General features: G+C 67.2%; 23 protein-coding genes and 1 tRNA gene. 12 read left to right on the top strand and 12 right to left on the bottom strand.

Annotation, left to right across the window (positions count from 1 at the left end; all coding sequences use genetic code 11):
• Window positions 1-24 precede the first annotated feature (24 nt).
• Together H7F51_RS04895 and H7F51_RS04890 are read right to left on the bottom strand one after the other, a co-directional pair.
• The gene (locus H7F51_RS04895; RefSeq protein ID WP_246447821.1) at window positions 25-1,686 is read right to left on the bottom strand and encodes a putative bifunctional diguanylate cyclase/phosphodiesterase; all 1,662 of its coding nucleotides are present in this window, start codon (window positions 1,684-1,686) and stop codon (window positions 25-27) included.
• A gap of 99 nt (window positions 1,687-1,785) precedes the next feature.
• Window positions 1,786-2,724, bottom strand: coding sequence for an isopenicillin N synthase family dioxygenase (locus H7F51_RS04890; RefSeq protein WP_185663108.1), 939 nt, complete (start codon window positions 2,722-2,724; stop codon window positions 1,786-1,788).
• Window positions 2,725-2,798: 74 nt separating this feature from the next.
• Here H7F51_RS04890 and H7F51_RS04885 point away from each other — a divergent pair, with 74 nt between their 5' ends.
• Entirely contained in the window at window positions 2,799-3,227 is a 429-nt protein-coding gene (locus tag H7F51_RS04885) for an EVE domain-containing protein (RefSeq protein ID WP_185663107.1), read from the top strand.
• Between the two features lie 7 nt (window positions 3,228-3,234).
• On the opposite strand, the gene H7F51_RS04880 is transcribed toward H7F51_RS04885, so the two are convergent.
• Window positions 3,235-3,606, bottom strand: coding sequence for a hypothetical protein (locus H7F51_RS04880; RefSeq protein WP_185663106.1), 372 nt, complete (start codon window positions 3,604-3,606; stop codon window positions 3,235-3,237).
• Between the two features lie 66 nt (window positions 3,607-3,672).
• Between H7F51_RS04880 and thiE the strand changes: the two genes are divergently transcribed.
• Window positions 3,673-4,311, top strand: a complete 639-nt coding sequence (gene thiE / locus H7F51_RS04875) for a thiamine phosphate synthase (RefSeq protein ID WP_185663105.1) — start codon at window positions 3,673-3,675, stop codon at window positions 4,309-4,311.
• Window positions 4,312-4,359: 48 nt separating this feature from the next.
• A complete protein-coding gene (locus tag H7F51_RS04870) occupies window positions 4,360-5,388 on the top strand; it encodes a L,D-transpeptidase family protein (protein ID WP_185663104.1) in 1,029 nt (342 codons plus the stop codon).
• A 14-nt stretch (window positions 5,389-5,402) separates the two neighbouring features.
• Here the strand turns inward: H7F51_RS04870 and H7F51_RS04865 are convergent, their stop codons facing one another.
• Window positions 5,403-5,765 carry a hypothetical protein gene (locus H7F51_RS04865; RefSeq protein ID WP_185663103.1) on the bottom strand — a complete coding sequence of 121 codons (363 nt, stop codon included), beginning with the start codon at window positions 5,763-5,765 and terminating at the stop codon, window positions 5,403-5,405.
• A gap of 134 nt (window positions 5,766-5,899) precedes the next feature.
• Here H7F51_RS04865 and efp point away from each other — a divergent pair, with 134 nt between their 5' ends.
• From efp to H7F51_RS04825, 8 genes are all read left to right on the top strand, one after another.
• Window positions 5,900-6,466, top strand: a complete 567-nt coding sequence (gene efp, locus H7F51_RS04860) for an elongation factor P (protein WP_185663102.1) — start codon at window positions 5,900-5,902, stop codon at window positions 6,464-6,466.
• A 4-nt stretch (window positions 6,467-6,470) separates the two neighbouring features.
• Window positions 6,471-7,289, top strand: coding sequence for an inositol monophosphatase family protein (locus H7F51_RS04855; protein ID WP_185663101.1), 819 nt, complete (start codon window positions 6,471-6,473; stop codon window positions 7,287-7,289).
• Between the two features lie 45 nt (window positions 7,290-7,334).
• Window positions 7,335-7,418 (top strand) — tRNA-Leu (locus H7F51_RS04850).
• 70 nt (window positions 7,419-7,488) lie between these two features.
• Window positions 7,489-7,764, top strand: a complete 276-nt coding sequence (locus H7F51_RS04845) for a hypothetical protein (protein WP_185663100.1) — start codon at window positions 7,489-7,491, stop codon at window positions 7,762-7,764.
• A 209-nt stretch (window positions 7,765-7,973) separates the two neighbouring features.
• Entirely contained in the window at window positions 7,974-9,359 is a 1,386-nt protein-coding gene (locus tag H7F51_RS04840; RefSeq protein WP_185663099.1) for a TIGR03013 family XrtA/PEP-CTERM system glycosyltransferase, read from the top strand.
• Between the two features lies 1 nt (window position 9,360).
• Window positions 9,361-11,457, top strand: coding sequence for an XrtA/PEP-CTERM system histidine kinase PrsK (gene prsK, locus H7F51_RS04835; RefSeq protein ID WP_185663098.1), 2,097 nt, complete (start codon window positions 9,361-9,363; stop codon window positions 11,455-11,457).
• A gap of 2 nt (window positions 11,458-11,459) precedes the next feature.
• Window positions 11,460-12,827, top strand: a complete 1,368-nt coding sequence (gene prsR, locus H7F51_RS04830) for a PEP-CTERM-box response regulator transcription factor (protein WP_185663097.1) — start codon at window positions 11,460-11,462, stop codon at window positions 12,825-12,827.
• Complete coding sequence (locus H7F51_RS04825) at window positions 12,811-14,664, top strand: tetratricopeptide repeat protein (protein ID WP_185663096.1); 1,854 nt, start codon at window positions 12,811-12,813, stop codon at window positions 14,662-14,664. The genes prsR and H7F51_RS04825 overlap by 17 nt, the downstream gene beginning before the upstream one ends.
• Before the next feature lie 187 nt (window positions 14,665-14,851).
• On the opposite strand, the gene H7F51_RS04820 is transcribed toward H7F51_RS04825, so the two are convergent.
• Both H7F51_RS04820 and panB read right to left on the bottom strand, forming a co-directional pair.
• Entirely contained in the window at window positions 14,852-15,901 is a 1,050-nt protein-coding gene (locus H7F51_RS04820; protein WP_185663095.1) for a DUF475 domain-containing protein, read from the bottom strand.
• Between the two features lie 35 nt (window positions 15,902-15,936).
• Window positions 15,937-16,809, bottom strand: a complete 873-nt coding sequence (gene panB / locus H7F51_RS04815) for a 3-methyl-2-oxobutanoate hydroxymethyltransferase (protein ID WP_185663094.1) — start codon at window positions 16,807-16,809, stop codon at window positions 15,937-15,939.
• A gap of 178 nt (window positions 16,810-16,987) precedes the next feature.
• On the opposite strand from panB, the gene H7F51_RS04810 reads away from it, so the two are divergent.
• Window positions 16,988-18,538: an amino acid permease gene (locus H7F51_RS04810; RefSeq protein ID WP_185663093.1), complete on the top strand. Its 1,551-nt coding sequence runs from the start codon at window positions 16,988-16,990 to the stop codon at window positions 18,536-18,538.
• A 40-nt stretch (window positions 18,539-18,578) separates the two neighbouring features.
• Here the strand turns inward: H7F51_RS04810 and H7F51_RS04805 are convergent, their stop codons facing one another.
• The 6 genes from H7F51_RS04805 to phoU form a co-directional block, all read right to left on the bottom strand.
• Window positions 18,579-19,064 carry a pyridoxamine 5'-phosphate oxidase family protein gene (locus H7F51_RS04805; protein ID WP_221774001.1) on the bottom strand — a complete coding sequence of 162 codons (486 nt, stop codon included), beginning with the start codon at window positions 19,062-19,064 and terminating at the stop codon, window positions 18,579-18,581.
• A 92-nt stretch (window positions 19,065-19,156) separates the two neighbouring features.
• The gene (locus H7F51_RS04800; RefSeq protein WP_185663092.1) at window positions 19,157-19,849 is read right to left on the bottom strand and encodes an ABC transporter ATP-binding protein; all 693 of its coding nucleotides are present in this window, start codon (window positions 19,847-19,849) and stop codon (window positions 19,157-19,159) included.
• On the bottom strand, window positions 19,846-21,096 hold the full coding sequence (locus tag H7F51_RS04795) for an ABC transporter permease (RefSeq protein WP_185663091.1): 1,251 nt from the start codon (window positions 21,094-21,096) through the stop codon (window positions 19,846-19,848). Before H7F51_RS04795 ends, H7F51_RS04800 begins: the two co-directional genes overlap by 4 nt.
• Window positions 21,097-22,098, bottom strand: a complete 1,002-nt coding sequence (locus H7F51_RS04790; RefSeq protein WP_185663090.1) for an efflux RND transporter periplasmic adaptor subunit — start codon at window positions 22,096-22,098, stop codon at window positions 21,097-21,099. It lies immediately after the preceding gene.
• A gap of 106 nt (window positions 22,099-22,204) precedes the next feature.
• Window positions 22,205-22,894 (bottom strand): phosphate regulon transcriptional regulator PhoB, encoded by a 690-nt coding sequence (phoB, locus tag H7F51_RS04785; RefSeq protein ID WP_185663089.1) that lies wholly within the window; start codon window positions 22,892-22,894, stop codon window positions 22,205-22,207.
• On the bottom strand, window positions 22,894-23,577 hold the full coding sequence (gene phoU / locus H7F51_RS04780; protein ID WP_185663088.1) for a phosphate signaling complex protein PhoU: 684 nt from the start codon (window positions 23,575-23,577) through the stop codon (window positions 22,894-22,896). Before phoU ends, phoB begins: the two co-directional genes overlap by 1 nt.
• Window positions 23,578-23,583 lie beyond the last annotated feature (6 nt).

Here is a 23,583-nt window from a genome sequence, read left to right as displayed (position 1 = left end):
ATCAGGCCCCGATCGCGCAGCGTTTCAGGCAGCGCCGGACAGGGCCTGGTCGGGGCGGATGGCGAAGTTCACGCCATCGGCCAGCATGCCGAGCTTGGCCAGCCGTTCCCGCGTCTGTTCGGCCGGTTCGGGGCGGCCGTAGAGGTAGCCCTGGGCCATGAACTGGCCGAGTTTCTGCAGTTCGGCCACGACCTCGGCATTCTCCACCCCTTCGGCGGTGATCGGCAGGCCGAGCCCTTCGCCGAGCGAGGTGATCGCCTGGACGATGGTGGCATTGTCGCGGTTGCCGGGCATGGCGGTGACGAACGAACGGTCGATCTTGAGCCGGTCGAACGGCAGGCTGCGCAGCTGGGCGAGCGAGGAATAGCCCGAGCCGAAATCGTCGAGGCTGATCGCGACGCCCTGGTTCTTGAGGCTGGTGATCAGCGAGCGCACGAGCCCGACGTTTTCGTGCAGGCAGGATTCGGTGATCTCAATCTCCAGCCGGCTGGGCGGGAAATTGGCCTCGACCAGCAGTTTGAGCAGCTTCTGGGCGAACCACGGATCGCGTAGCTGGAGCGGCGAGATATTGACCGAGAGGGTCAGCGAGGGCGCCCATTCGCGCGCGTCGAGCAGGGCTTGGCGGATCAGCCGCTCCGACAGGTCGGCGATCACGCCGATTTCCTCGGCGACCGGGATGAACACGTCAGGCCCGACCATGCCGAAGCGCGGCGAGTTCCAGCGGGCGAGCATTTCGAAGCCGATGATGCGCCCGGTGGCGAGATCGATCTGCTGTTCGTAGAAGGGCACGAATTCACCGGCGAGGATGCCTCCCCGCAGGGCCCGTTCGAGATCGCTGCGGAAGCGCAGTTCGCTTTCCATCGGGCTTTCGAACCAGAACCAGCGGTTCTTGCCTGCCTTCTTGGCCTGGTACATGGCGATGTCGGCCATGTGGAGCAGTTCCTGGGCATCGACCGTGCGGCTGAGATCGGCAGCGAGATCGGACCGGGCGAGGCCGACCGAGACCGTCACCTCGATCGACATCTCGCCAAGCCGGACCGGACGCGCCACGGCGGAGGTGATCAGGCCCGCCAGTTCGTCGATCCGCTCGGACAGGCCGGGGTGGAACGGGACCACGCAGGCGAATTCGTCGCCGCCGAGCCGCGCGAGCAGGGCGCGGTCGGGCAACAGTTCGCTGATCCGGCGGGCGCAGGCCTTGAGCACGGCATCGCCGGTAGAATGGCCGTTGGCGTCGTTGATCCGCTTGAAATTGTCGATGTCGATCATGATGAAGGCGACCTTCTCGCCGCGCTGGGCGCAGGCCTTCATCAGCATGTCGGTGGAAGGGGCGATCGAGCGGCGGTTTAGGCAGCTCGTCAGCGGATCGGTTTCGGCCAGTTCGCGCGCGGTCTCTTCGGCATGGCGGCGCTCGCGCACCTCGGCTGAGAGGTCGCGGTAGCGGCGCAGGCCGAAGATGATCAGGGCAATGTTGAGCAGCAGGGCGGAGGACAGCAGGCGATCCGGCGGGAGGCCGATGCCCTGCAGCGAGCGTATGGCCTGCGGCAGGATGTGACCGCCGGTGCCGACGAACATGATGATCGCGGCCATGGCGATGCCGAGCACAAGAACATCGCGGTCGGCACGGTCGACCCGGCCCTTGCCGGGCGGTTCCGACGCAGCTTGCGCCCTGTCTTCAATGCCGGCCAATTGCGTCCCCTGTGTTTTCACGCTGGAAACATTTGGCCGATCAGGGTTGAGGTTCGGTTAATCCTCGTGCGGGCGGGGCGTGGAAAAGACGGTAGGCCATTACATTTTAAGGCCGATTTCGCGCAGCCGTTCCTGCAGGTAGTCGTCCGCCGTGATCGAGACCGGGTAGCGGTCGGGATTTTCGGGGGTGATGCATTCGGGCAGGGTTACGAAAGGGAAATCGCTGCGCAGGTGGAGGAAAAACGGCATCGAGTAGCGGCTGTAGCGGCTGCGCTCGCTATCGGGGTTGCGGACGCGGTGCGTGGTCGAGGGCAGGACGTGGTTGGTCAGCCGCTGCAGCATGTCGCCGATGTTGACCACCAGGGCGCCGGGCGGCGGGGAGACGGAGATCCAGTTGCCTTCGCGGGTGAGGAGTTCGAGCCCGGCTTCCTCGGCCCCGAGCAGGAGGGTGATCAGGTTGATGTCTTCATGCGCGCCGGCGCGGATGGCGCCGTGGGCATCGCCTGGAATCGGGGGATAGTGCAGCAGGCGCAGGACCGAGTTGCCGTCCTCAATCGCCGGGTCGAACCAGTTCGCCGCGAGACCGAGGTGGATCGCAATGCGCGAAAGGATCGTGGCGCCGGCCGCGTCGAATGCGGCGAAAAGCGGCTCGAAGGTTTCGCGGAAGCCTTCGGGCCGGGAGGGCCAGACGTTGGGCGGCATTGAATCCGAGGCGAGCGGGTGGCCGGCGGGCAGTTCGCGCCCGACGTGCCAGAACTCCTTGAGATCGCTGATCTTCGCGCCCTTGGCGATCTCGGTGCCGAAGGCGGTATAGCCCCGTGCGCCGCCCTTGCCGGAGAGGATGTAGGAGCGCTTTTCCGCTTCGGGCAGGGCGAAGAATTCTTCCGTGAGCCGCCACGCGCTGGCTACCAGATCGGGGTCGAGGCCGTGGTCCTTGACCATGGCGAAGCCGAACTGGCGGAACGAGGCGCCGATCTCATCGGAGAAGCGCTGCGGGTCGTCGGCCAGCGAGAGTACCGGAAGGGCGGCGAGGTCCATGCTTGTCAATCGTCCCGTGGTTGGAGATATGGCGCTCCGAACACTGCGATATAGCGCGCGAGGGCATGAGTTACATGGGAAAAACTGCGAATTCCGCCCGTCTCTGGCTGATGAAGTCGGAGCCGGATGCCTATAGCTGGGACGATCTCGTGGCCGAGGGCGAGGGGACCTGGGACGGGGTGCGCAACCACCGCGCGGCCAACAACCTGCGCGCCATGCAGCCGGGCGACCAGGCCTTCTTCTACCATTCGAACATCGGCAAGGAGATCGTGGGCATCGCCGAGATCAGCCGGGGCGGGCTGACCGATCCGACCGACCCCGAAGGCAAGTGGGCCTGCGTGAAGGTTAAAGCGGTGCGCAAGCTGAAGCAGCCGGTGACGCTGGCGGCGATCAAGGCCGAGCCGGCTCTTGCCGAGTGTGAGCTGGTGCGGCTTTCGCGGCTTTCGGTGGCCGAGATCCGGCCGGAAGAATGGGCCAAGGTGCTGGAGATGGCGGGCGAGTAAGTCAGCCTCACTGCTGGTCAGAAGCGGTGAAGCCGAAGCGGTATTCGTCGGGGTAAAGCGTCGTGTCCTTCTGGCGGGCGGGATAGACTTCGACCAGCGTCAGGCGGCCCTGGGGCAGGGGTTTGGCCTCGCCGAGGGTCAGTTCGACCGGCGATCCATCGACCAGGGCGGCAATCCGGACCCGGCCTGCCCAGACGCATTGCACGCCTGACGGGCAGCGGCTGTCCTCGAGCAGAGCCTCGGGCTTGACCGCCATCACCCCGACGCGGACGGTTTCGCCGATCCGGGCGCGGACCACGCCGTCGTTCACCGTGTGAAAGGTGATGCAACCGGACAGGGCGGCCAGAGGGGCAAGGGCGAGGAGGGCGCGGCGGTTCATGGGGGAGGAACGGCTGCCTGCGATGAAGTGTTCCCGAAAGCGGCTTGCTGGGCTAGAGGGCCACCCATGTCCAAGGAACCGCGCGAACGCCTGCCCACCCAGCTTTACCTGATCTCGCCGCTCGACGTGAGTGGCGGGTTTGCCGACCGGCTTGCCCGTGCGCTCGACGGCGGACCGGTGGCGGCTTTCCAGTACCGGGTGAAAGGGCTGGACGAGCACGAGGCGGCGCGGCTGGCCGAGCCGCTGCTGAGGCTCTGTGCCGATCGGGAAGTGGCTTTCATCGTCAACGACTCGATCAGCCTAGCCAAGCGCCTCGGGGCCGACGGTGTGCATCTGGGGCAGGAAGACGGTTCGGTGCAGGAAGCGCGCGACCGGCTGGGGCGCAATGCCCAGATCGGCGTGACCTGCCATGACAGCCGCCACATGGCGATGGACGCGGGCGAGGCAGGGGCGGACTATGTCGCCTTCGGGGCCTTTTTTCCGACCACGACCAAGGAAACCAAGCACCGCGCCGAGCCCGACATCCTGACCTGGTGGCAGACCTTCTTCGAGCTGCCTTGCGTGGCGATCGGCGGGATGACGCCGGACAATTGCGCCGGGCTGGCCGAGGCCGGGGCGGACTTCATCGCCGCGTCCGGCGCGGTCTGGAACGGGGATGAGGCGGCGGCGGTTGCCGCATTCGGCAAGGCGCTGGGGATCGCCTGACGGGAGGCGGGCCGGAAACGCAGGGCGGGGTTCGCGCGTTGCTGTTCGATGCGTATCCTGATTTCTGCCGCCCTGCTGATCGCCCTCGGGGCCTGTCAGCGCCAGCCTTCACCCAAGCCCGAAAGCACTGAAACGGCCACAAGCGCGCCTGCGCCGGTCACCAATATCGATAGCGGATTGCTGCAGGTCCAGGTCGCGCTCGACCGGATCGGGTTTACCCCCGGCGTGCTCGACGGGCGGATGGGGCTTTCGACCCGCAATGCGCTGGAGGCCTTTCAGGATGCCAATGGCTATCCCGTGACCGGCGAGGTCGACGCGGCGACCCGGGGCGGGCTGGCCCAGGCGGGCAGCGTTGCCGCGACGCGGGTGGTGACGATCCAGCCGGACTTCGCACGCGGTCCCTTCGTGCCGGTGCCCAGGGAGCCGGCCGATCAGGCGAAGATGACCGAACTGGGCTATGCCTCGCTCGAAGAGAAGCTGGCCGAGCGGTTCCACACCACACCGGATGTTCTGAAGCAGCTCAATCCCGGCAAGGCCTTTGCCGCCGGACAGCAGATCACCGTGCCCGACGTGGCCGATCCGCAAGTCGATCCGGCACCGCCCGAGGGTTCGCCGGACTGGCCGGCGACGCTGTCCAACCTCGGCGTCAGCAGCTTGCAGCCGAGGGTCGACCGGGTGGAGGTGAGCAAGTCGAAAGGCGTGCTCAGGGCCTACGACGCGCAGGGGACGCTGGTGGCGGCCTTTACCGCGACGATGGGCTCGGAGCACGATCCGCTGCCGCTGGGCAAGTGGAAAATCCTCGTGGTCGATCGCAATCCAAAGTTTCACTACAACCCGGATCTGTTCTGGGACGCAGGCCCGGGGGACAAGGCGGCAACCCTGCCGCCGGGGCCGAACGGGCCGGTGGGCGTGGTCTGGCTCGACCTGTCCAAGCCACACTACGGCATTCACGGAACCCCGGCGCCGGAAACCATCGGGCGGGCCGAGAGCCATGGCTGCGTGCGCCTGACCAACTGGGACGTGGCGCGGCTGGCGCAGATGGTCCACCCGGGGACCGAGGTGCTGTTCAAGGAATGAGCAGCACCGCCGGTTCAGCCGTGGGAACCGGGGCGGCGGACGCAGCGCATGTCGCCGTCAGACCCATCGGCCTTTGAAAAGCGGAGGAAATTCTCGCGAACCCGGCGAATCTTCAGGCCCTCGAACGGGCCGGAGGTGAAAACCAGCCGGTCTCCGGTGAACAGGTAGATACCCTTGCCTTTGGCCGTGCGGTAGGAGGAGCCGCGGGTGATGGTGAAATCCATCTCGGGATGGGCAAGGCCCGCCGCGCCGGTCGCATCGCCCCCCGTCTCGCAGGCATAGCGGCCCTGCGGCAGGAAGCCGAGCGGGCCGCCCGGAGCGGCCGGGGCGGCGGAGGGAAGGGCTATAAGGACGGCAAGGAGGACGGCGCGGTTCATCGGCTGGTTCCTAGCACCGCCGGCCAGTCTGTTCCACCGCTTGTCCCGCCGCTTGTCCTTGGCGCGCCGCTCGGCTAAGGGGCGCGGCTTGAACGCGACGCTTGTCGCTCTTTCTCAACTCGAAGGCACCTCCCATGGCGAAGATCAGCGGCGTCGACATCCGCCCCGGCAATATCCTTGAATATGAAAAGGGCATCTGGAAGGTCGCCAAGACCCAGCACACCCAGCCGGGCAAGGGCGGCGCCTTCATGCAGGTCGAGATGAAGAACCTGATCGACGGCCGCAAGACCAACGTCCGCTTCCGCAGCGCCGACACGGTCGAGCGCGTGCGCCTCGATACCAAGGACTTCCAGTTCCTTTATGCCGAGGGCGACGACCTGGTGTTCATGGACGTGGAAACCTACGACCAGATCAACCTGCCCAAGGATCTTCTCGGCGGGGCCGATGCCTTCCTGCAGGACGGCATGACCGTGCTGCTTGAAATGTACGACGAGCGTCCGATCTCGGTGCAGCTGCCGGAGCAGGTGGAAGCGACCATCGTGGAAGCCGACGCAGTGGTGAAGGGGCAGACCGCTTCCTCGTCCTACAAGCCGGCGATCCTCGACAACGGCGTGCGCGTGATGGTTCCGCCGCACATCGAGAGCGGCACCCGTATCGTGGTCGACGTTTACGATCGGACCTACGTCGGCAAGGCCAACTGATCCCATGGCAGTCATTTCCGGCCTGATCCGCGTCATGGAGAAGGCTGCCCGCAAGGCCGGGCAGCGTCTTCGCCGCGATTTCGGCGAGATCGAGCACCTCCAGGTCAGCCGCAAGGGCCCGGCCGACTTCGTCTCCAAGGCGGATCGGGCGGCCGAGCGCACGATCTGGGAAGAGCTCAAGGCGGCCCGGCCCGACTGGGGCTTCCTGCTCGAGGAATCGGGTTGGCTGCCCGGTGAGGAGGGCAAGCCGCGCTTCATCGTCGATCCGCTCGACGGGACCAGCAACTTTCTCCACGGCATCCCGCACTTCGCGATCTCGATCGCGGTGCAGGAACCGACGCTGGACGGGCGTGGCTGGGGCGACGTTACGGCCGCGCTGGTCTATCAGCCGATCACCGACGAGAGCTTCTGGGCAGAAAAGACCCGCGGGGCCTGGCTGCAGGATGCGCGTCTTCGCGTTTCCTCGCGTCGCCACCTTGACGAGGCGCTGATCGCGACGGGCATTCCGTTCGCCGGGCATGGCGATTTCGTCGAATGGTCGAAGATCTTCGCGGCCATCGGTCCCAACGTGGCCGGCATCCGCCGCTTCGGTTCGGCCGCGCTCGACCTCGCCTGGGTGGCCGCTGGCCGCTACGACGGGTTCTGGGAAACCGGGCTGAAATCGTGGGACAGCGCGGCGGGCTGCCTGCTGGTGCGCGAGGCTGGCGGTTTCGTGTCGAACTTCAAGGGCCAGTCCGAGGCGATCTGCGCCGATCAGGTTCTGGCCGCCAACGATGCCCTTCACGCCCGGCTGCACAAGCTGGTCGCCGGAGCGCTCAAGTAAGATTGCAGTGCGGGGGAAGGGCGGCTAAGCCCCCTCCCGCACAGTGCCCCTGTGGTGGAATGGTAGACGCGACCGACTCAAAATCGGTTGGAGAAATCCGTGCCCGTTCGAGTCGGGCCAGGGGCACCACACTTTTCGAGCCGGAACTATCCGTGCTGCCTGCGCATTTTCCCCCTGACACCAAATTAGGGGATATCCCATGGCAGACGAAGTCGTATCCACTCCGCATGAGACCACGATCATCCGCGAGAAGAGCGGAGGCGGCGCCGGTTGGGCGATTGCCGTGATCCTCGTTCTCGCCCTGATCGCGGGCATCTGGTTCTTCAGCCGCAGCAATGACAGCCAGATCGCCAAGGACAATGCGATCACCGCCGCGGCCAACAATGTCGGCGATGCCGCCAAGGACGTTGGCAACGCTGCCCAGAGCGCGGGCGAAGCCGCGCAGGACGCCGCCAACAACGCGAGCAAGAACTGATTTACCCCGACGCCGCCGGCGGTGATCCCCCCGGCGGCGTTTCCGCTTGTAAACCCGGCCGACAAACGACTGTATCGGTGCGCCGCAAATCGCGGATTTCCGTCACAAAATGCCTTTCAGGGCACTGTCAGATTTACCGACAATTTACCCCTTGGGCCTAGTCCTGCCGTGTGAAGCCCGGATTGTCCGGGTGCTGCGCCGGCGGGGAAATGGTTCGCCTCTTCAAACACTATATCCCGCACGCAGTGCTGTTGCTCGGTCTGTTCGACCTGGCCCTGCTGGCACTGGCGGCCGAACTGGGCTGGCGTGTGCGAGCCGGGCAGATCGGCATAGCGCTCGCGCATCGTCCGGGCCATCTGTGGGAACTGTTCGGCTTTGCCGCCGTGATGCTGACCGCGATGATCGCGGTCGGGGTCTATAACGCCGAATCGCTGCGCTCGCTGCGCTATGCGGGCGCGCGGCTGCTGGTCGCGGTCTCGCTCGGCACGATCGCGCTGTCGTTCGTCGACTGGGTGGTCAACGGCGCGCATTTCTGGCGCTCGACCCTGGCCTATGCGATGGGCCTGTCGATCGCCATGGTGGTAGGCAACCGGCTGATCGTGGGCGGCATCCTTGGCGCCTCGGCCTTTCGCCGGCGGGTGCTGGTGCTGGGGGCGGGTAACCGGGCCGAGCGTCTGCGCCAACTGGGCGAGCGGCCGGAGAGCGGCTTCGTCATCGTCGGCTTCATCGGGATGAGCGACAGCGCCCCGGTGATCGAGGAGGCGATCAACCGCAGCGCGATTCACAACCTCACGCGCTTCGTCGAGAACCTTGGGGTCAGCGAAGTGGTGCTGGCGCTGGAAGAACGGCGCAATTCGCTGCCGCTGCAGGACCTGCTCCGGATCAAGACGGCCGGGGTTCACGTCAACGATTTCTCCAGCTTCATCGAGCGCGAGACGGGCCGCGTCGACCTCGACACGGTCAATCCCTCGTGGCTGATCTTTTCCGACGGGTTCTCCTCGGGCCGGGCGGTTTCGAGCGTGGCGAAGCGGATGTTCGACGTGACCGCGAGCCTGCTGCTGCTGGCACTGACGCTGCCGCTGGTCGTGCTCTTTGCCCTGCTGGTGAAGCTGGACAGCCGGGGGCCGGCCTTCTTTCGCCAGACCCGGGTGGGGCTTTACGGCCAGCCGTTCGACGTGATCAAGCTGCGCTCCATGCGCACCGATGCCGAGGCGGCGGGCGCCCAGTGGGCCACGGCCAACGACCCGCGCGTGACGCGGATCGGGCGCTTCATCCGCAAGGTCAGGATCGACGAACTGCCGCAGACCTGGTCGGTGCTCAAGGGCGAGATGAGCTTCGTCGGCCCGCGCCCGGAGCGGCCGGAATTCGTGGCCGGGCTGGAGGACAAGCTGCCGTATTACGCCGAGCGGCACATGGTGAAGCCGGGGATCACCGGCTGGGCGCAGATCAACTATCCCTATGGCGCCTCGATCGAGGATGCGCGGCACAAGCTCGAATACGACCTCTACTATGCCAAGAACTACACGCCCTTCCTCGACCTGCTGATCCTGCTGCAAACGCTGCGCGTGGTGCTGTGGCGGGAGGGGGCGCGCTAGGATGACCCAGGGCTGGTCGATCCTTGCCGGGCTTGTCCACCTCATCGGCGCCTGCGCGGCGGCGACTCTCGCGGCATGGCTGGCGGGTAGCCGCACCGCCACGGGGCGGGCAAGGCTGGCCATGGTCATGGCGCTTGCGGCCAGCGCGACATGGGCCCTGGCAATCGCCGCAACCGGGGTCGATACGCCGGCCGCGCACCTGACCGAGAGTGTGCGCAACCTCGGCTGGCTCTTCGTGATCTACCGCCTGTTCAGCACGGACGGGCGCCATACGCTGGTCCGTCCGATCCGGCCGGTGATGCTCTCGCTCGCGGCGATCGAACTGTTCCAGATCCTGCTGATTCTGCTCACGCCGGGCTTCGAGCTTTCGGAGCAGGCGCGCACCACGTTGTTCCACATCACGGTGATGTTCCGCCTGATGCTCTCGATCGGCGGGCTGGTGCTGCTGCACAACCTGTTCCTTGGCGCTTCGGTCCAGAGCCGCGCGATCCTGCGCTGGCCGACCGCGGCGCTGGCCATCCTGTGGCTTTACGACCTCAATCTCTACACCGTGGCCTATCTTGACAGCGAGTGGCCAAGGCAGCTGGCTGCCCTGCGCGGGATCGTGCTGCTGGCCGTGGTGGCGACCCTGATCCCCGGGCTGACCCGGCGCGGAGCGCAGCTCAGGATCAGCCCTTCACGGGACGTGGCCTTTGAATTCGCCTCCCTGCTGGGGATCGGCCTTTACCTGCTGGGCATGATCCTGCTGGCGCGCTGGCTGGCCTATGTGGGCGGGGAATTCGCCCGCCTGTTCCAGTTTGGATTTCTGATCGCCGGGGTGGCCGCGGCCATGCTGATCCTGCCGTCGCGCCGGCTGCGCGGCTGGCTCAAGGTCACGATGGTCAAGCACCTGTTCCAGCATCGCTATGACTACCGCGCCGAATGGCTGCGCTTCAACCGCACGATCGGCGGCGGAGGCGGGGTGCCGCTGAGCGAGCGCGCGGTCCGTTCGGTCTGCGACATCACCGACAGCCCGGCCGGGCTGCTGCTCACCGCCGACGATCACGGCGATCTCGTGCTCGCGGCGCGCTGGCAGTGGCCGACCGCCGACGTTCCGGCAATCGCGCTTGGCGCCGAGGCGGTACGCTTCTTCGAGCGCGAAGGGCACATCGTCGACCTTGATGCGGTGCGCGAGGCGATCGACCGCAAGGGCGAATGCGCGATCGTGCCCGAATGGCTGCGCGCCGATCCTCGGGCCTGGGCCATCGTACCGCTGCTCCACTTCGAGCGCCTGCTCGGCGTGGTAGTGCTGGCCAGGCCGGAGATGACCCGCACGCTTGATTGGGAGGACTTCGACCTGCTGCGGGTGGTCGGTCAGCAACTGGCCAGCTACCTGTCGGAAAACGAGGGGCAGGATGCCCTGGCCGAGGCGGCGCGGTTTGACGAGTTCAACCGCCGCATCGCCTTCGTCATGCACGACATCAAGAACCTTGCCAGCCAGTTCACCCTGCTGGCGCGCAATGCCGAGCATCACGCCGAGAACCCCGAATTCCGCGCCGATATGCTGGTGACCCTGCGCAATTCGGCCGACAAGCTCAATGCCCTGATCGCCAGGCTCTCGCGCTATGGGAAGGCCGGAAGCGAGGGCATCTCGCAGTTCGATGCGGGCAAGCTGGTGCGGCTCGTGGCCGCGCAGTTTACCGGGCAGAACGTGTTCGTGACCGAGTGCCAGCCGGGCGAGGTGCAGGTCAACCGCGAGGCGCTCGAACAGTCGCTGCTCCACCTCGTGCAGAATGGGATCGACGCCGGGGTGGATGGTAGCCCGGTCTTCATCACTCACGTGGTCGACGGGCTGCACTCGCGAATCGAGGTGGCCGATTCCGGTTGCGGGATGAGCCCGGAATTCATCCGCACCCGCCTGTTCAAGCCGTTCGTTTCGTCCAAGCCCGGCGGCTTCGGGATCGGCGCCTGCGAGGCGCGCGAGCTGATCCGCGCCATGGGCGGGCGGCTCGACGTCGAAAGCCGCGAGGGACTGGGCTCGCGCTTCATCATCCGCCTGCCGCTTGCCGGGACTGTGTCCGGCACGGACCGGCCGCATCATCAACAGAAGGTCGCCTGAACATGCCTGCCGAAGCCAAGCCCAAGCTGTTGGTCGTCGAGGACGACGCCGGTCTGCAGGCCCAGCTCAAATGGGCATACCCGGATTTCGAGGTGATCGTGGCCGGGGACCGGGCCAGCGCGATCACCGCGCTGCGCTCGGAAGAGCCGGCCGTAGTGACGCTCGACCTCGGCCTGCCGCCCGATCCCGATGGCACGACCGAAGGCTTTGCCGTGCTCGACGAGATCATGGCGCTCAAGCCCGACACCAAGGTGATCGTGGCCACCGGCCACGGCGCGCGGGAAAGCGCGCTGCAGGCGATCGCGCGCGGGGCCTATGACTTCTACCAGAAGCCGGTCGACATCGATGCGATCGGCCTGATCGTGCGCCGGGCGTTCCAGCTGCACCGGATCGAGCTGGAGAACCGCCAGCTTGCGGCCAAGGCGGGCAATGGCAATACGGTACTCGGCCGGCTGATCACGGCGGCGCCCGAGATGGTCAAGGTGGCCCGCACGATCGAGCGGGTGGCCAATACCAATGTCTCGGTCATGCTGCTTGGCGCCAGCGGTACCGGAAAGGAACTGCTGGCGCGCGGACTGCACGATGCGAGCGTTCGCGCGAAAGGCGCCTTCATCGCCATCAATTGCGCGGCGATCCCGGAGAACCTGCTCGAGAGCGAGCTGTTCGGGCATGAGAAGGGTGCGTTTACCGGCGCGGTCAAGACCACGGAGGGCAAGATCGAGCTGGCCAATGGCGGCACGCTGTTCCTTGACGAGGTGGGCGACATTCCGCTGCACCTGCAGGTCAAGCTGCTGCGCTTCCTGCAGGAGCGGGTGATCGAACGGGTCGGTTCGCGCCGCTCGATCGACGTCGACACGCGGATCGTCTGCGCCACCCACCAGAACCTCGAGCAGATGATCGCCGATGGGCGCTTCCGCGAGGATCTTTACTATCGTCTGGCAGAGATCGTGGTGAAGATCCCGAGCCTGTCGGAGCGGCCGGGCGATGCGGCCCTGCTGGCCAAGGCGTTTCTCCAGCGCTTCGCGCGCGAGATGAACCCGCAGGTCAAGGGCTTCGCGGCCGATGCCCTGGCCGCGATCGATGCCTGGGCCTGGCCCGGCAACGTGCGTGAGCTGGAGAACCGGGTGAAGCGCGCGGTGATCATGGCCGATGGCAAGCTGGTCGGCGCGGCCGACCTCGACCTTGCCGCGCCGGTCGACGAAGGGGCGGCAATGCTCAACCTCAAGTCAGCGCGCGAGCAGGCCGATCGCAAGGCGATCCGCCACGCGCTGGCCCGCAGTGAGGGGAATATCTCGAGCACGGCCAAGCTCCTCGGGATCAGCCGCCCGACCCTGTACGACCTGCTCAAGCAGTATGATTTGCAGAACTGATCGCATCCGCCCGGCGCGGCTGGTCGGGGCGGCGGCGCTGGGACTGGTCCTGGCGGCGGGCCTTATCGCCGCCAGCCCGGGCGGCGCGGTGGAGGGCGCGGCGGCGGGCCTCGTCAGGCAGGCCGATGCAGCGCTGGGGCGCAGCGACGGGATTGCCGCCGAGATGGCCCTGCGCAAGGCCATGGCCGCCGGTCTGCCGCGAGAGGCAGCGGCGGCGCGGATGGGTGAGGCCTTCATCGACCAGCGCGATCCCGCCAAGGCGCGCAAATGGCTGGCGCCGGGACAATTTTCGCGGGACGAGGCGCTGCGGGGCTTTCGCCTCCTCGGCCAGCTCGAAATGAACGCAGGCAATCTTGCCGCGGCTGGCCGGGCGCTCGACCGGGCGCTGGCCATCGCGCCGGGCAACAGCGGGCTGTGGCTCGACATCGCGCGGCTGCGTTATGCCGGCGGCGAACAGGTCCAGTCGGTCGCGGCGGCGCAGCGCGCGGTCGAGCTGGATCCCGGCAGTCCGCGTGTGCTGCAATATCGCGGGCTGATGGTGCGCGATCGGTTCGGCCTCGCCGCCGGGTTGCCGTGGTTCGAGGCGGGGTTGAAGCAGCACCCGAACGACCTCGGCCTGCTCAGCGAATATGCCGCAACGCTGGGCGAGATCGGCCGCGCGCGCGAGATGGTGGCCGTGACCCGGCGGATGATCGAACTCGATCCCGGCAACGGTCGGGCGCTGTTCCTGCAGGCCGTGCTTGCGGCGCGGGCGGGAGACGTGGCGTTGGCGCGGCGGCTGCTCGGGCGGGTGAGCGGGGAGGTGGCCGGCCGCCCTTCGACCCAGCTGCTGCAGGGCATCGTCGAGCTGGAAGCCGGCAATGCCCGTCATGCCGCCGGCCTGTTCGACGCCCTGTCGCAGCGCCAGCCGCAGAACCGCTTGGTGCGCCTGCTATTGGCCCGGTCGCTGGCGGCGAGCGGCGAGGCGCGGCGGCTGGTCGACAGCTTTTCGGCCGAGGCGCTGCGCCCTGATGCCTCGCCCTATCTGCAGACGCTGGTGGCGCGGGCTTACGAGGATCTGGGTCAGCGCGATCAGGCGGCCCCCTTTCTCGACCGGGCGGCGCGCGGGTCGCCGGGCATGGCCGCGGCGGTGGCCGAGGCTGGGGCGCCTGGTTCTCTTGCGGCGGTTCAGGGTGAGAGGCCGGGACAGCCGGACGCGGCCGTGCCCTATGCGCGGGCCTTGCTGGGCGCGGGACAGGCGCAGGCAGCGGCGGCAGTGACTGAGCGACTGGTGCAGCTCTCACCGGGTTCGGCCGAGAGCCAGATCGCGGCGGGGGACCTGCGGCTGATGCGCGGAGATCTGGCCGGCGCGGTCGATGCCTACCGGATTTCGGCTGCGGTCCGGCTGGGCGACGACCTCCTCGTGCGGCTGGTCGAGGCCTATGGCCGGGCGGGCCTGTCCGGCGAGGCCGAGGCGTTGGTCGGGCGTTTGCGCGCCAGCAGTCCGCATGACCGGACGGCGATGCGGCTGGCGGCGGGCTTTGCCGCGCGGCGGGGCGACTGGGCGGAAGCGGCCGCGCTCCTGCGCTGGCTTTCCGCCAAAGGAGGCGGGCGCGATGCACGGATCGAGGCAGACCTGGCCTTTGCCCTGCTGCGGGCCGGCGATGGCAAGGGGGCGATGGCAGCGGCGGGCCGGGCATGGGCCATGCAGCCGGCGGGGCTTGCGGGGACCGGGGCCATGGCGCTGGTTCTGGGTAAAAGTGACCCCGGGGCGGCTCAGGCGTTTACCGTGAGGCTGCGGGGACTTTCGAATCAGGATGCGAATCGGCGCGGTAATCCGCTGAAAGATCGCCCTTAAATCAGAAAGGGCGCCTGCTCTTTGGCGGGCGCCCTTTCATCCTCTCCTTAACTCCCGATGAAGAGGTTTAACGGAGATTCTCCGGCGCGCAAGCTCATATTGCATCTGGACGACAAGCGCGAATTTAAGTTGCGCGAATGTCACATATGGCTTGATGGAAAGTTCGCAACCAGGCCATTCCGGGAACTCAGGTCAGCGCAGAATCGCCGTGGCGGCGGCGCCAGCGCACCGACCAGGCGAGCGATGCTGCGATCAGCACGGCACCGATCAGGCCGGTGAAAGTCTCGGAAATGGTGAACCGGGCCGACAGCAGCATGATCGCGGCGAGGGCGATGATGGCCCAGAAGGCGCCGTGTTCGAGGTAACGATATTCGTCAAGCGTACCGCGCTTGACGAGCATGATGGTCAGCGAGCGGACGAACATGGCGCCGATCGAGAGGCCGAGCGCGATGATGATCATGTTGTTGGACAGGGCGAAGGCGCCGATCACCCCATCGAAGCTGAACGAGGCGTCGAGCACGTTGAGATAGAGGAAACCGCCAAGGCCCGAGCGAATCGCCGCGCTGGCCACCGCCTGGGCCTCCTCGCGCAGTTCAAGCAGTGTGCCGATCGCCTCGACCGCGATGAAGGTGACCATGCCGAGCATCCCGGCGGTGACGAAGATCAGCGCCTCATGCTCATCGAGCAGCAGCGATATGCCATAGAGCGCGAGGACGAGCGTGGCGATTTCGGCGGCGCGGATGGTGGAGACCGCGCTCAGCTTCATCTCGATCCAGCGGATCCAGTGGATGTCCTTTTCCTCGTCGAAGAAGAAGCGCATCCCGACCAGCGCGAGAAAGGCCCCGCCAAAGCCGGCGATGCCGACGTGGGCGCTGCTCACTACCTGCTCATAGCGGGTCGGATCGTTGAGCGAGAGCTGCACCGCCTCGACCGGGCCGATCCCGGCGGCGATGGCGACGATCGCCAGCGGGAAGGCGATCCGCATCCCGAACACGGCGATCAACATGCCCCAGGTGAGGAAGCGCTTCTGCCATATCTCGCTCATGTCCTTGAGCACGGTGGCGTTGACCACGGCATTGTCGAACGAGAGCGAGATCTCGAGAATCGACAGGACGATGACGATCCACAGCACCTCGGCCGTGCCCGATACGGTTCCCAGCCGGGCCCAGCCATAGGCCAGGGCGAGACCCAGGCAGGCGAAGGTAAATAACAGGGATCCCTTGAAATAACCGAGCAAAATCAGCCCCCGATCTGAATGGTGTGCAAGGGCGCTCAGCCCTTGGGTTGATAGGTCTGTTCGATCCCCGGGAAGGTCCGCGCACGGACCTCTCCGGCGTAGCGCGCGGCGGCGGCGGAGATGGTCTCGGCCAGGTTTTCGTAGCGCTTGACGAAGCGGGGGACGCGCTCGAACATGCCGAGCATGTCCTCGGTGACCAGCACCTGGCCGTCGCAGCGGACCGAACCGCCGATGCCGATGACGAGACTGTCGATCGCCTCGGTCACGGCCACGGCGATCGGCTCGACCACACCTTCGACCACGACGGCAAAGGCGCCGGCATCGGCGAGGGCCTTCGCATCGGCGACGATCTTGGCCGCCTCGGCATCGGTGCGGCCACGGGCGTTGTATCCGCCCAGCACGTTGACCGCCTGCGGGGTGAGCCCGACATGGCCGATCACCGGAATGCCGCGGCTGACGAGGAATTCGACCGTGGGGGCCATGACCGCGCCGCCCTCGAGCTTGATGCCGGCGCAGCCGGTTTCCTTGAGCACGCGCGAGGCGGCGGCGAAAGCAGCCTCGGGCGAGGCTTCGTAGGCGCCGAAGGGCAGGTCGACGATCACCACAGAGTGCCACGAGCCGCGCACGACCGCGGCGCCGTGAGCGATCATCATGTCGAGGCTGACCGGTACGCTGGAGGGCAGGCCATAGATCACCTGGCCGAGCGAATCCCCGACCAGCAGCAGGTCGCAGTGCGGATCGAGCAACTGGGCCTGGCGCGCGGTGTAGGCGGTGAGCATGACCACGGGGTCGGCCGTGGCTCTGCCTTGCTTGCGCTGGCGCAGGGCGGGCACGGTGAGCCGCTTGATCGGGGCGGGCGTCGGGTTGGCGCGGCTGGTGCTGGTGTCCAGCTGAAAGGTGGTAGACATGGCAATGCCTTAGCCGCTGGGCACCGGAAGGTGAAGCACTACGCAGTTTGGCCGATGCATGGCGGTGGATTACCGGCCATCCCCCCTTGCGCGAGGGCGGGGCTGCGCTAGCCTTGCGGACAACTGCAGTTTGGCGTGGCGGGGCTTGCCATCGCGCCGTGAAAAGGGTGCTCGCCGCATGTTTGCACGCGTCAAACCGCTTGATGCCATTCTCGCCACCGCTGAAAAGAAATCGCTGCACCGTTCGCTCGGTGCCTTCCAGCTGACCATGCTGGGCGTGGGGGCGGTGATCGGCACAGGCATCTTCGTGCTGACCGCCGAGGCGGCGCAGAAGGCGGGGCCGGGCATGATGCTCAGCTTCATCATCGCCGGGGTGGTCTGCGCCGTGGCGGCGCTGTGCTATGCCGAGATGAGCTCGATGGTTCCAGTCTCGGGCTCGGCCTATACCTATTCCTACGCGGTGATGGGCGAACTGATGGCCTGGATGGTCGGCTGGGCGCTCGTGCTGGAATATGCGGTGGCGGCAGGCGCGGTCGCGGTGGGATGGTCGGGCTATTTCGTCGGCCTTTTGCGACAATTCTTCGGGCTGGAGCTGAGCCATGCGCTGACGGCGGGGCCGATCGACGGCGGGCTGTTCAACATGCCGGCCTTCATCATCTCGCTGTTCGTCACTTGGTTGCTGGTGATTGGCACGCGCGAGAGCGCCTTCGTCAACGCGATCCTCGTGACGATCAAGATCGCCGCCCTGACCCTGTTCGTCGTGCTGGCCCTGCCGGTGATGAACAGCCACAACTTCGAGCCCTTCGCGCCGCTCGGCTTCGGCGGCGTCTCGGCGGCGGCGGCCTCGATCTTCTTCGCCTACGTTGGCTTCGACGCGGTGTCGACCGCAGCGGAAGAGACGAAAAACCCACAGCGAAACATGCCGATCGGGCTGATCGGTTCACTCACGATCTGCACCATCTTCTACCTGCTCGTTGCCGCCGGCGTGATCGGCAGCGTGGGCGCCCAGCCGTTGCTCGATGCCAACGGCGTGGGCATTTCGCCGGGCACAAAGGAACTGACCGCGGCCTGCGCCGCCCAGGCCCATGAAGTGGTGGTCTGCTCCAAGGAAGCGCTCGCCTGGACCCTGCGCGAGATCGGCTGGACCCAGATCGGCAACCTCGTCGGCCTTGCCGCCGGGCTGGCGCTGCCCTCGGTCATCCTGATGATGATGTTCGGCCAGACCCGCATCTTCTTCGTGATGAGCCGCGACGGGCTGCTGCCGGAACGGCTGAGCAAGGTCCACCCCAAGTATCACACGCCGCACGTGGTCACGATCATCACCGGCGTGTTCGTGGCATTCTTCGCCGCGCTGTTCCCGGTCGGCGCGCTGGCCGACATTTCGAACTCCGGCACGCTGTTTGCCTTCGCCATGGTTGCCGTGGCGGTGATGGTCCTGCGCAAGACCGATCCCAATCGCGTCCGCCCGTTCCGGACCCCGGCCGTTGCCGTGGTCGCCCCGTTGGCGATCGTGGGCTGCGCCTACCTGTTTTTCAGCCTTTCGCTCTATACGCTGGAGCTGTTCTTCGGCTGGGCCATCGTCGGCCTGTTTGTCTATTTCCTCTACAGCCGCCATCACAGCCATGTCGGCCGGGGCATCGTCGAGGTGCACGAGGACGATCCCGAGACGCCGCCACAGCCGGTGCCGCCCCTGCCGGGCGTGCACACGCCGGGCGGAAGCGACGCCTGACAATTGCGGAAGGGCGGCCGGATCGGCCGCCCTTTTCGTTTCAGAGCAGGGTCTCGGCGTAACCGCCCTTGATGGTCTTGCTCACATCCATGCCGAGCGCCATCCTGACCGTGTTGAGCGCGCCGACCTCGCCCGCCCAGATCGAGGCGTCGCCAAGGTCCATCCGCAGCATCAGCAGGTTCGGATCGTCCTTGCCGCCGGGAAACCAGGCTTCGACGAAGTTGTTCCATTCCCTGTCGAGCCGGGCCCGGTCGTGTTCCGGGACGAGCGTGCCGGAAAAACGGGCGAAGAGATCGTGGCCCTTGGCGCAGAAAGTGGCGGTGGCGGCGCCTCCGGCGGCGAAGTGATTGTCACGCGAGGTGAAGAACCAGATCGCGTGATTGGCATTCTCGTCGAGCTGGGCGGTCATCGGCGCGGCGCTGGCGCAATTGGCGTCGAGCTGGAGCATCACGAAGGGGGAGGCTGACAGTTCCTTCCAGAACTGATGGCGCAGTTCCTGCGGATTGCCTTGGTCATAACGGATCATGATCGTCACTCCTCCTCCGTAGCTTCGGAGGAACAACGGAGAATGGCGGCGCGTCGTTCCCGGCTCATCGGCCTTGAACAGCACTCCGGGCTTCAGGCCTGGCGCAGGACTTCGGTGATCCGCCCGTCCAGCATCGAGACGCGAATGTCCGCCACCGCGGCGATCTCGGGATCGTGCGTGACGCAGACCACGGCGCGGCCCTGTTCGTGCGCCAGTTGGCGGAACAGATCGACGACGCGGGCCGAATTGGCGCTGTCGAGATTGCCGGTCGGCTCGTCTCCGAGCACCAGCAGGGGATCGTTGGCGAGGGCGCGGGCGATGGCGACGCGCTGGCGTTCGCCGCCCGACAGACGGTCGGGCGACTTGGCGGCCTTTTCGGCAAGGCCCATGAAACTGAGCAATTCGCGGGCCCGCGCCTCGATTTCGGCCGGCGTGTGGCGGCCGAGGCGGCGCATCGGCAGCATGATGTTTTCCAGTGCGCTGAATTCCGGCAGCAGAAAGTGGAACTGGAAGACGAAGCCGAACTTCTCAAGACGGATTGCGGCGCGCTCGTCGCCCGAAAGCGGCGTCATGTCGCGCCCTTCAAGCAGAAGCTGGCCCCCGGTCGGCCGGTCGATCAGGCCCAGCAGGTAAAGCAGCGAGGACTTGCCGCAGCCGGACGGGCCGACGATCGCGGTGAACTTGCCCGGTTCGATGGCGAGGTCCGCGCCGCCGACGAGCAGGACCGGTGGATCGCCCGGCAGTTCGCGGGTCAGGCCGGCGGCGATGAGGATGGGATCGCTCATGCCGCCCCGCGCAGGATTTCAACCGGGTCGACCCGGGCGGCCTTGCGCGCCGGGAGCCAGGCCGCCACGACCCCTGCCAGCAGCGAGGCGGCGGCGGCGATCAGGTATTGGCGCGTGGTGCGGTCGAGCGGGACGCGCATGGTCGTGCCCTGGACCGTGATTTTGATCGAGCCGAGGATCTCCAGCAGCGCCGAGCCGAGCAGCCAGCCGACGACCACCCCCGCCACGGCGAGCGCCAGCCCCTCGAGCACGAAGATCAGTTGCAGGTCGCCTTCCGAAAACCCGATCGAGCGCATGATTGCGATGTCGCGGCGCTTGTCGGCCACGCTGGTCGAGACGGCGGTGTAGATCCCGAAGCTGGCGACGAGCAGGATCGCGGAGACCACCGAATACATGATGATGTTGCGGGTGAGCAGCAGTCCGAGGAAGTCGGACGAGCGCTCCTGCCACGATTCGGCCTTGTAGGCGTGGCGCCGTTCGAGGGCGGCGGCAATCGCCTCGGCCGTATAGGGATCGGGCAGCTTGACCCCGATCCGGTTGATCACGAAGGGGCGGCCGAGCAGGGACTGGGCCTCGCGCAGCAGCATGTAGCCGGCGTTGCTGCCCAGCTGCTGGCCCTTCTTGAACAGGCCGACGATCCGCAGTGTGCGCGTGCCGCCGCGCGCCGGGGTGGCGGCGACGATGTCGCCCATGCCGAGGCCGAGGCGCTGGGCCTGATCCTCGCCGATGATGACCCCGCCCTGGACCTTTTCAAGGTCGATCAGGCGGCCGCTGCGCAGCTTTTCGGAAATCGTGGAGACCCGGCTTTCGATGCCCGGATCAATGCCGATCACGGCCAGCGCCTCGTCGCGCCCGCCGAGGCGCAGGGTAACCGCGCCCGACAGGCTGGGCGATCCGATGGCGCCGGGGATGGCGTCGACTTCGCGCAGGATCTGCTGCCAGTCCTTGATCCCGCGCACCTCGGTGCGGACCTTGTAGCCGTGGAGCTGCACGGCGGCCTCCTTGCCGAATTCGCGGAGGCCGGGCTGCGGCGCGGGGCTGCGCAGTTCGTCGGAAATGACGATGTGCGGGGCGGCGTCGATCAGGGTCTTCACGAAGTCCCGCTGGCTGCCGATCATCATCGCCGAAACCGCGAGGAAGAAACCGACGCCCACCGCGACGCCGCTCACCGCAACGGCGGTTTGCCGCCGCCGGACCAGCAGGTGCCGCGCCGCGACGTGGAGCAGCAGGCCGAGCCGGCCCGCCATTCAGGGCCGGGCCTTGACGCGGCGGCCGGGCGCCAGGTCGGAGGGCGTGTAGACGATCACCGTGTCTCCGGCGGCGAGGCCGCTCAGGATTTCCACGTTGTCGCTGCCGGTGATCCCGGTCTTCACCGCGCGGCGCTCGGCCTTGCCGGCGCGGATCGTCCAGACCTGTCCGTCGGCATAGGCGCTGGCGGGGATCAGCAGGGCGCGCTCGGTGCGGCGGGTGACGATGTTGACCTCAAGGGTGAGGCCGAGCGGCAGATTGTCGGCCGAGGCGGGATGGAGGCGGACGCGGAAGGCACGCTGGGTCGGATCGCCGCTGGGGGTCACTTCGGCCACCGCGGCGCGGATCGTGCGGCCGGGCCAGGCGTCGCTCGACATGAGCGCGACCTGGCCGAGGTGGACGCGGGCGATGTCGCGCTCGTCGACCGTGGCGGTGATGCGGATGCGGGCGGGATCGCCAAGCTGGGCGAGGACGCGGGTGGGGCTGGCGAGTTCGCCCGGCTCGATGTCGCGCCGGGTCACGACCCCGTCGATCTCGGCCCGGACAACCAGCTGGTCCTGCCGGGCGCCGGCCGTGGCCACGGCGGCGCGGGCGGCATCGGCATTGGCTACGGCCTGATCGCGCGCGGCCTTGGTGACCCACCCCTGCATGTAGAGGGTGACGGTGCGGTACTCGGTCTGCTCGGCGGCGCGGCGCTGGGCGGCGGCCTGATCGACGAGGGCGCGCTGCTCGTCATCGGTCAGCAGGAACAGGGGTTGGCCGCGCGTCACCCGGTCGCCTTCGTTCACCAGCACCTTTTCGACCGGGGCGGTGATGCGGGACTGGACGCTGACCGGCTGTTGCGGTTCGACATAGCCGGTGGCGTAAACCAGTTCGGCCGCCGGGCCGATCCGCGCCCTTGCGGTCGCCACCTCGAGCGGGCGGGCGCGGAAGAACCACGCCGCCAAAAGCGCGGCGATCACGATCACGGCCAGGACCAGCCAAGGCCAGCGGCGTTTCACGGCACTTCCCCCTGAAGGCTTTCAACCCGCAAAGCCTAGCGGCGGGCGGCGCGATTAGCCAGCCGGGGGATTTACCGGAGGCGGGATGTCCCCAGTTGGGGCGCGCTCAGACCGCTTCGAGCGCGTAGCCGGCCGATCGGACGGTGCGGACCGGATCGGGTGCGCCGCTCAGCTCGATCGCCTTGCGCAGGCGGCGGATGTGGACATCGACCGTGCGCAGTTCGATGTCGGAATCGGTGCCCCAGACCGCGTCGAGGAGCTGGGTGCGGGAAAAGACCCGGCCGGGATGCTCCATGAAATGACGCAGCAGGCGGAACTCGGTCGGCCCCAGTGCGATCGCCTGGGCGCGGCGGGTGACCCGGTGCGCCGTGGCATCGAGCATGAGATCGCCGACGCTCAGCGTTTCCCCCGCAAGCGCCGGGCGGATGCGGCGCATGATCGCATTGACGCGCGCCACCAATTCGCGCGGCGAGAAGGGCTTGGTGACATAGTCGTCCGCGCCGGTCTCGAGGCCGCGCACGCGGTCATCCTCGGTCTCGCGGGCGGTGAGCATGATGATCGGCACGTGGGCGGTGGCCTTGTCGCGGCGCAGGCGGCGGCAGACCTCGATTCCGCTGGTGCCTTCGACCATCCAGTCAAGGATTACCACGTCGGGCGCTTCCTCGACCGCGAGCAGCAGGGCCTCGTCCCCGTCAGGCGTGCGGACGACGTCGTAGCCTTCGGCGCGGAAGCGGAACTCGACCAGCTCGGCCAGCGCCTCGTCGTCCTCGACCAGCAGGAGCCGGGGGTTCGCCATCAGGCGTTCTTCCGATCGTCCCGGTCGGTCAGGTAAATGCCGGTGGCGGCATAGTGGACCATCTCGGCAACGTTGGTGGCATGATCGCCGATCCGCTCGATGTTGCGGGCGACGAAGAGCAGTTCGGCCGCGCTGGTGATCGAGGCCGGGTTTTCCATCATGTGGCTGACGAGGTTGCGGAAGATGCTGTCGTAGAAGGCATCGACCTTGTCGTCGCGGGCGATGATCTCGGCGGCGAGTACGGCGTCGCGCGCGGCGTAGGCGGTCATGACGTCGTGGACCATTTGGCCGGCAAGGTCGGCCATGGCCGGGATCAGGGTCAACGGTTCGAACTTCCGGCGCTGCTCGACCTTCATCGCGCTCTTGGCGATGTTCTTCGAATAGTCCCCGATCCGTTCCAGCACCCCGCAGATTTTCATAGCTGCGATGACTTCGCGCAGGTCGTCCGCCATCGGCGCGCGCAGGGCGATGATCCGCACGGCCAGCTTGTCGACCTCGGCCTCGAGCACGTCGAGCTTCTTGTCACGCGCGATGACGCCGCGGGCGAGATCCTCGCTGCCCTTGACCAGCGCCTCGATCGCGTCGGTCAAGGCCACTTCGGCCAGGCCGCCCATTTCCGCGATCAGCCCGCGCAGGCGGGTGATGTCGTCGTCGAACGCCTTGACGGTATGTTCCTGAGCCATGCCTGC

The sequence above is a fragment of the Novosphingobium flavum genome, assembly GCF_014230315.1.
GTDB lineage: Bacteria > Pseudomonadota > Alphaproteobacteria > Sphingomonadales > Sphingomonadaceae > Novosphingobium > Novosphingobium flavum.
Note: the sequence above shows the minus strand (reverse complement) of the source record. Positions and strands in the feature narration are given on the sequence as shown.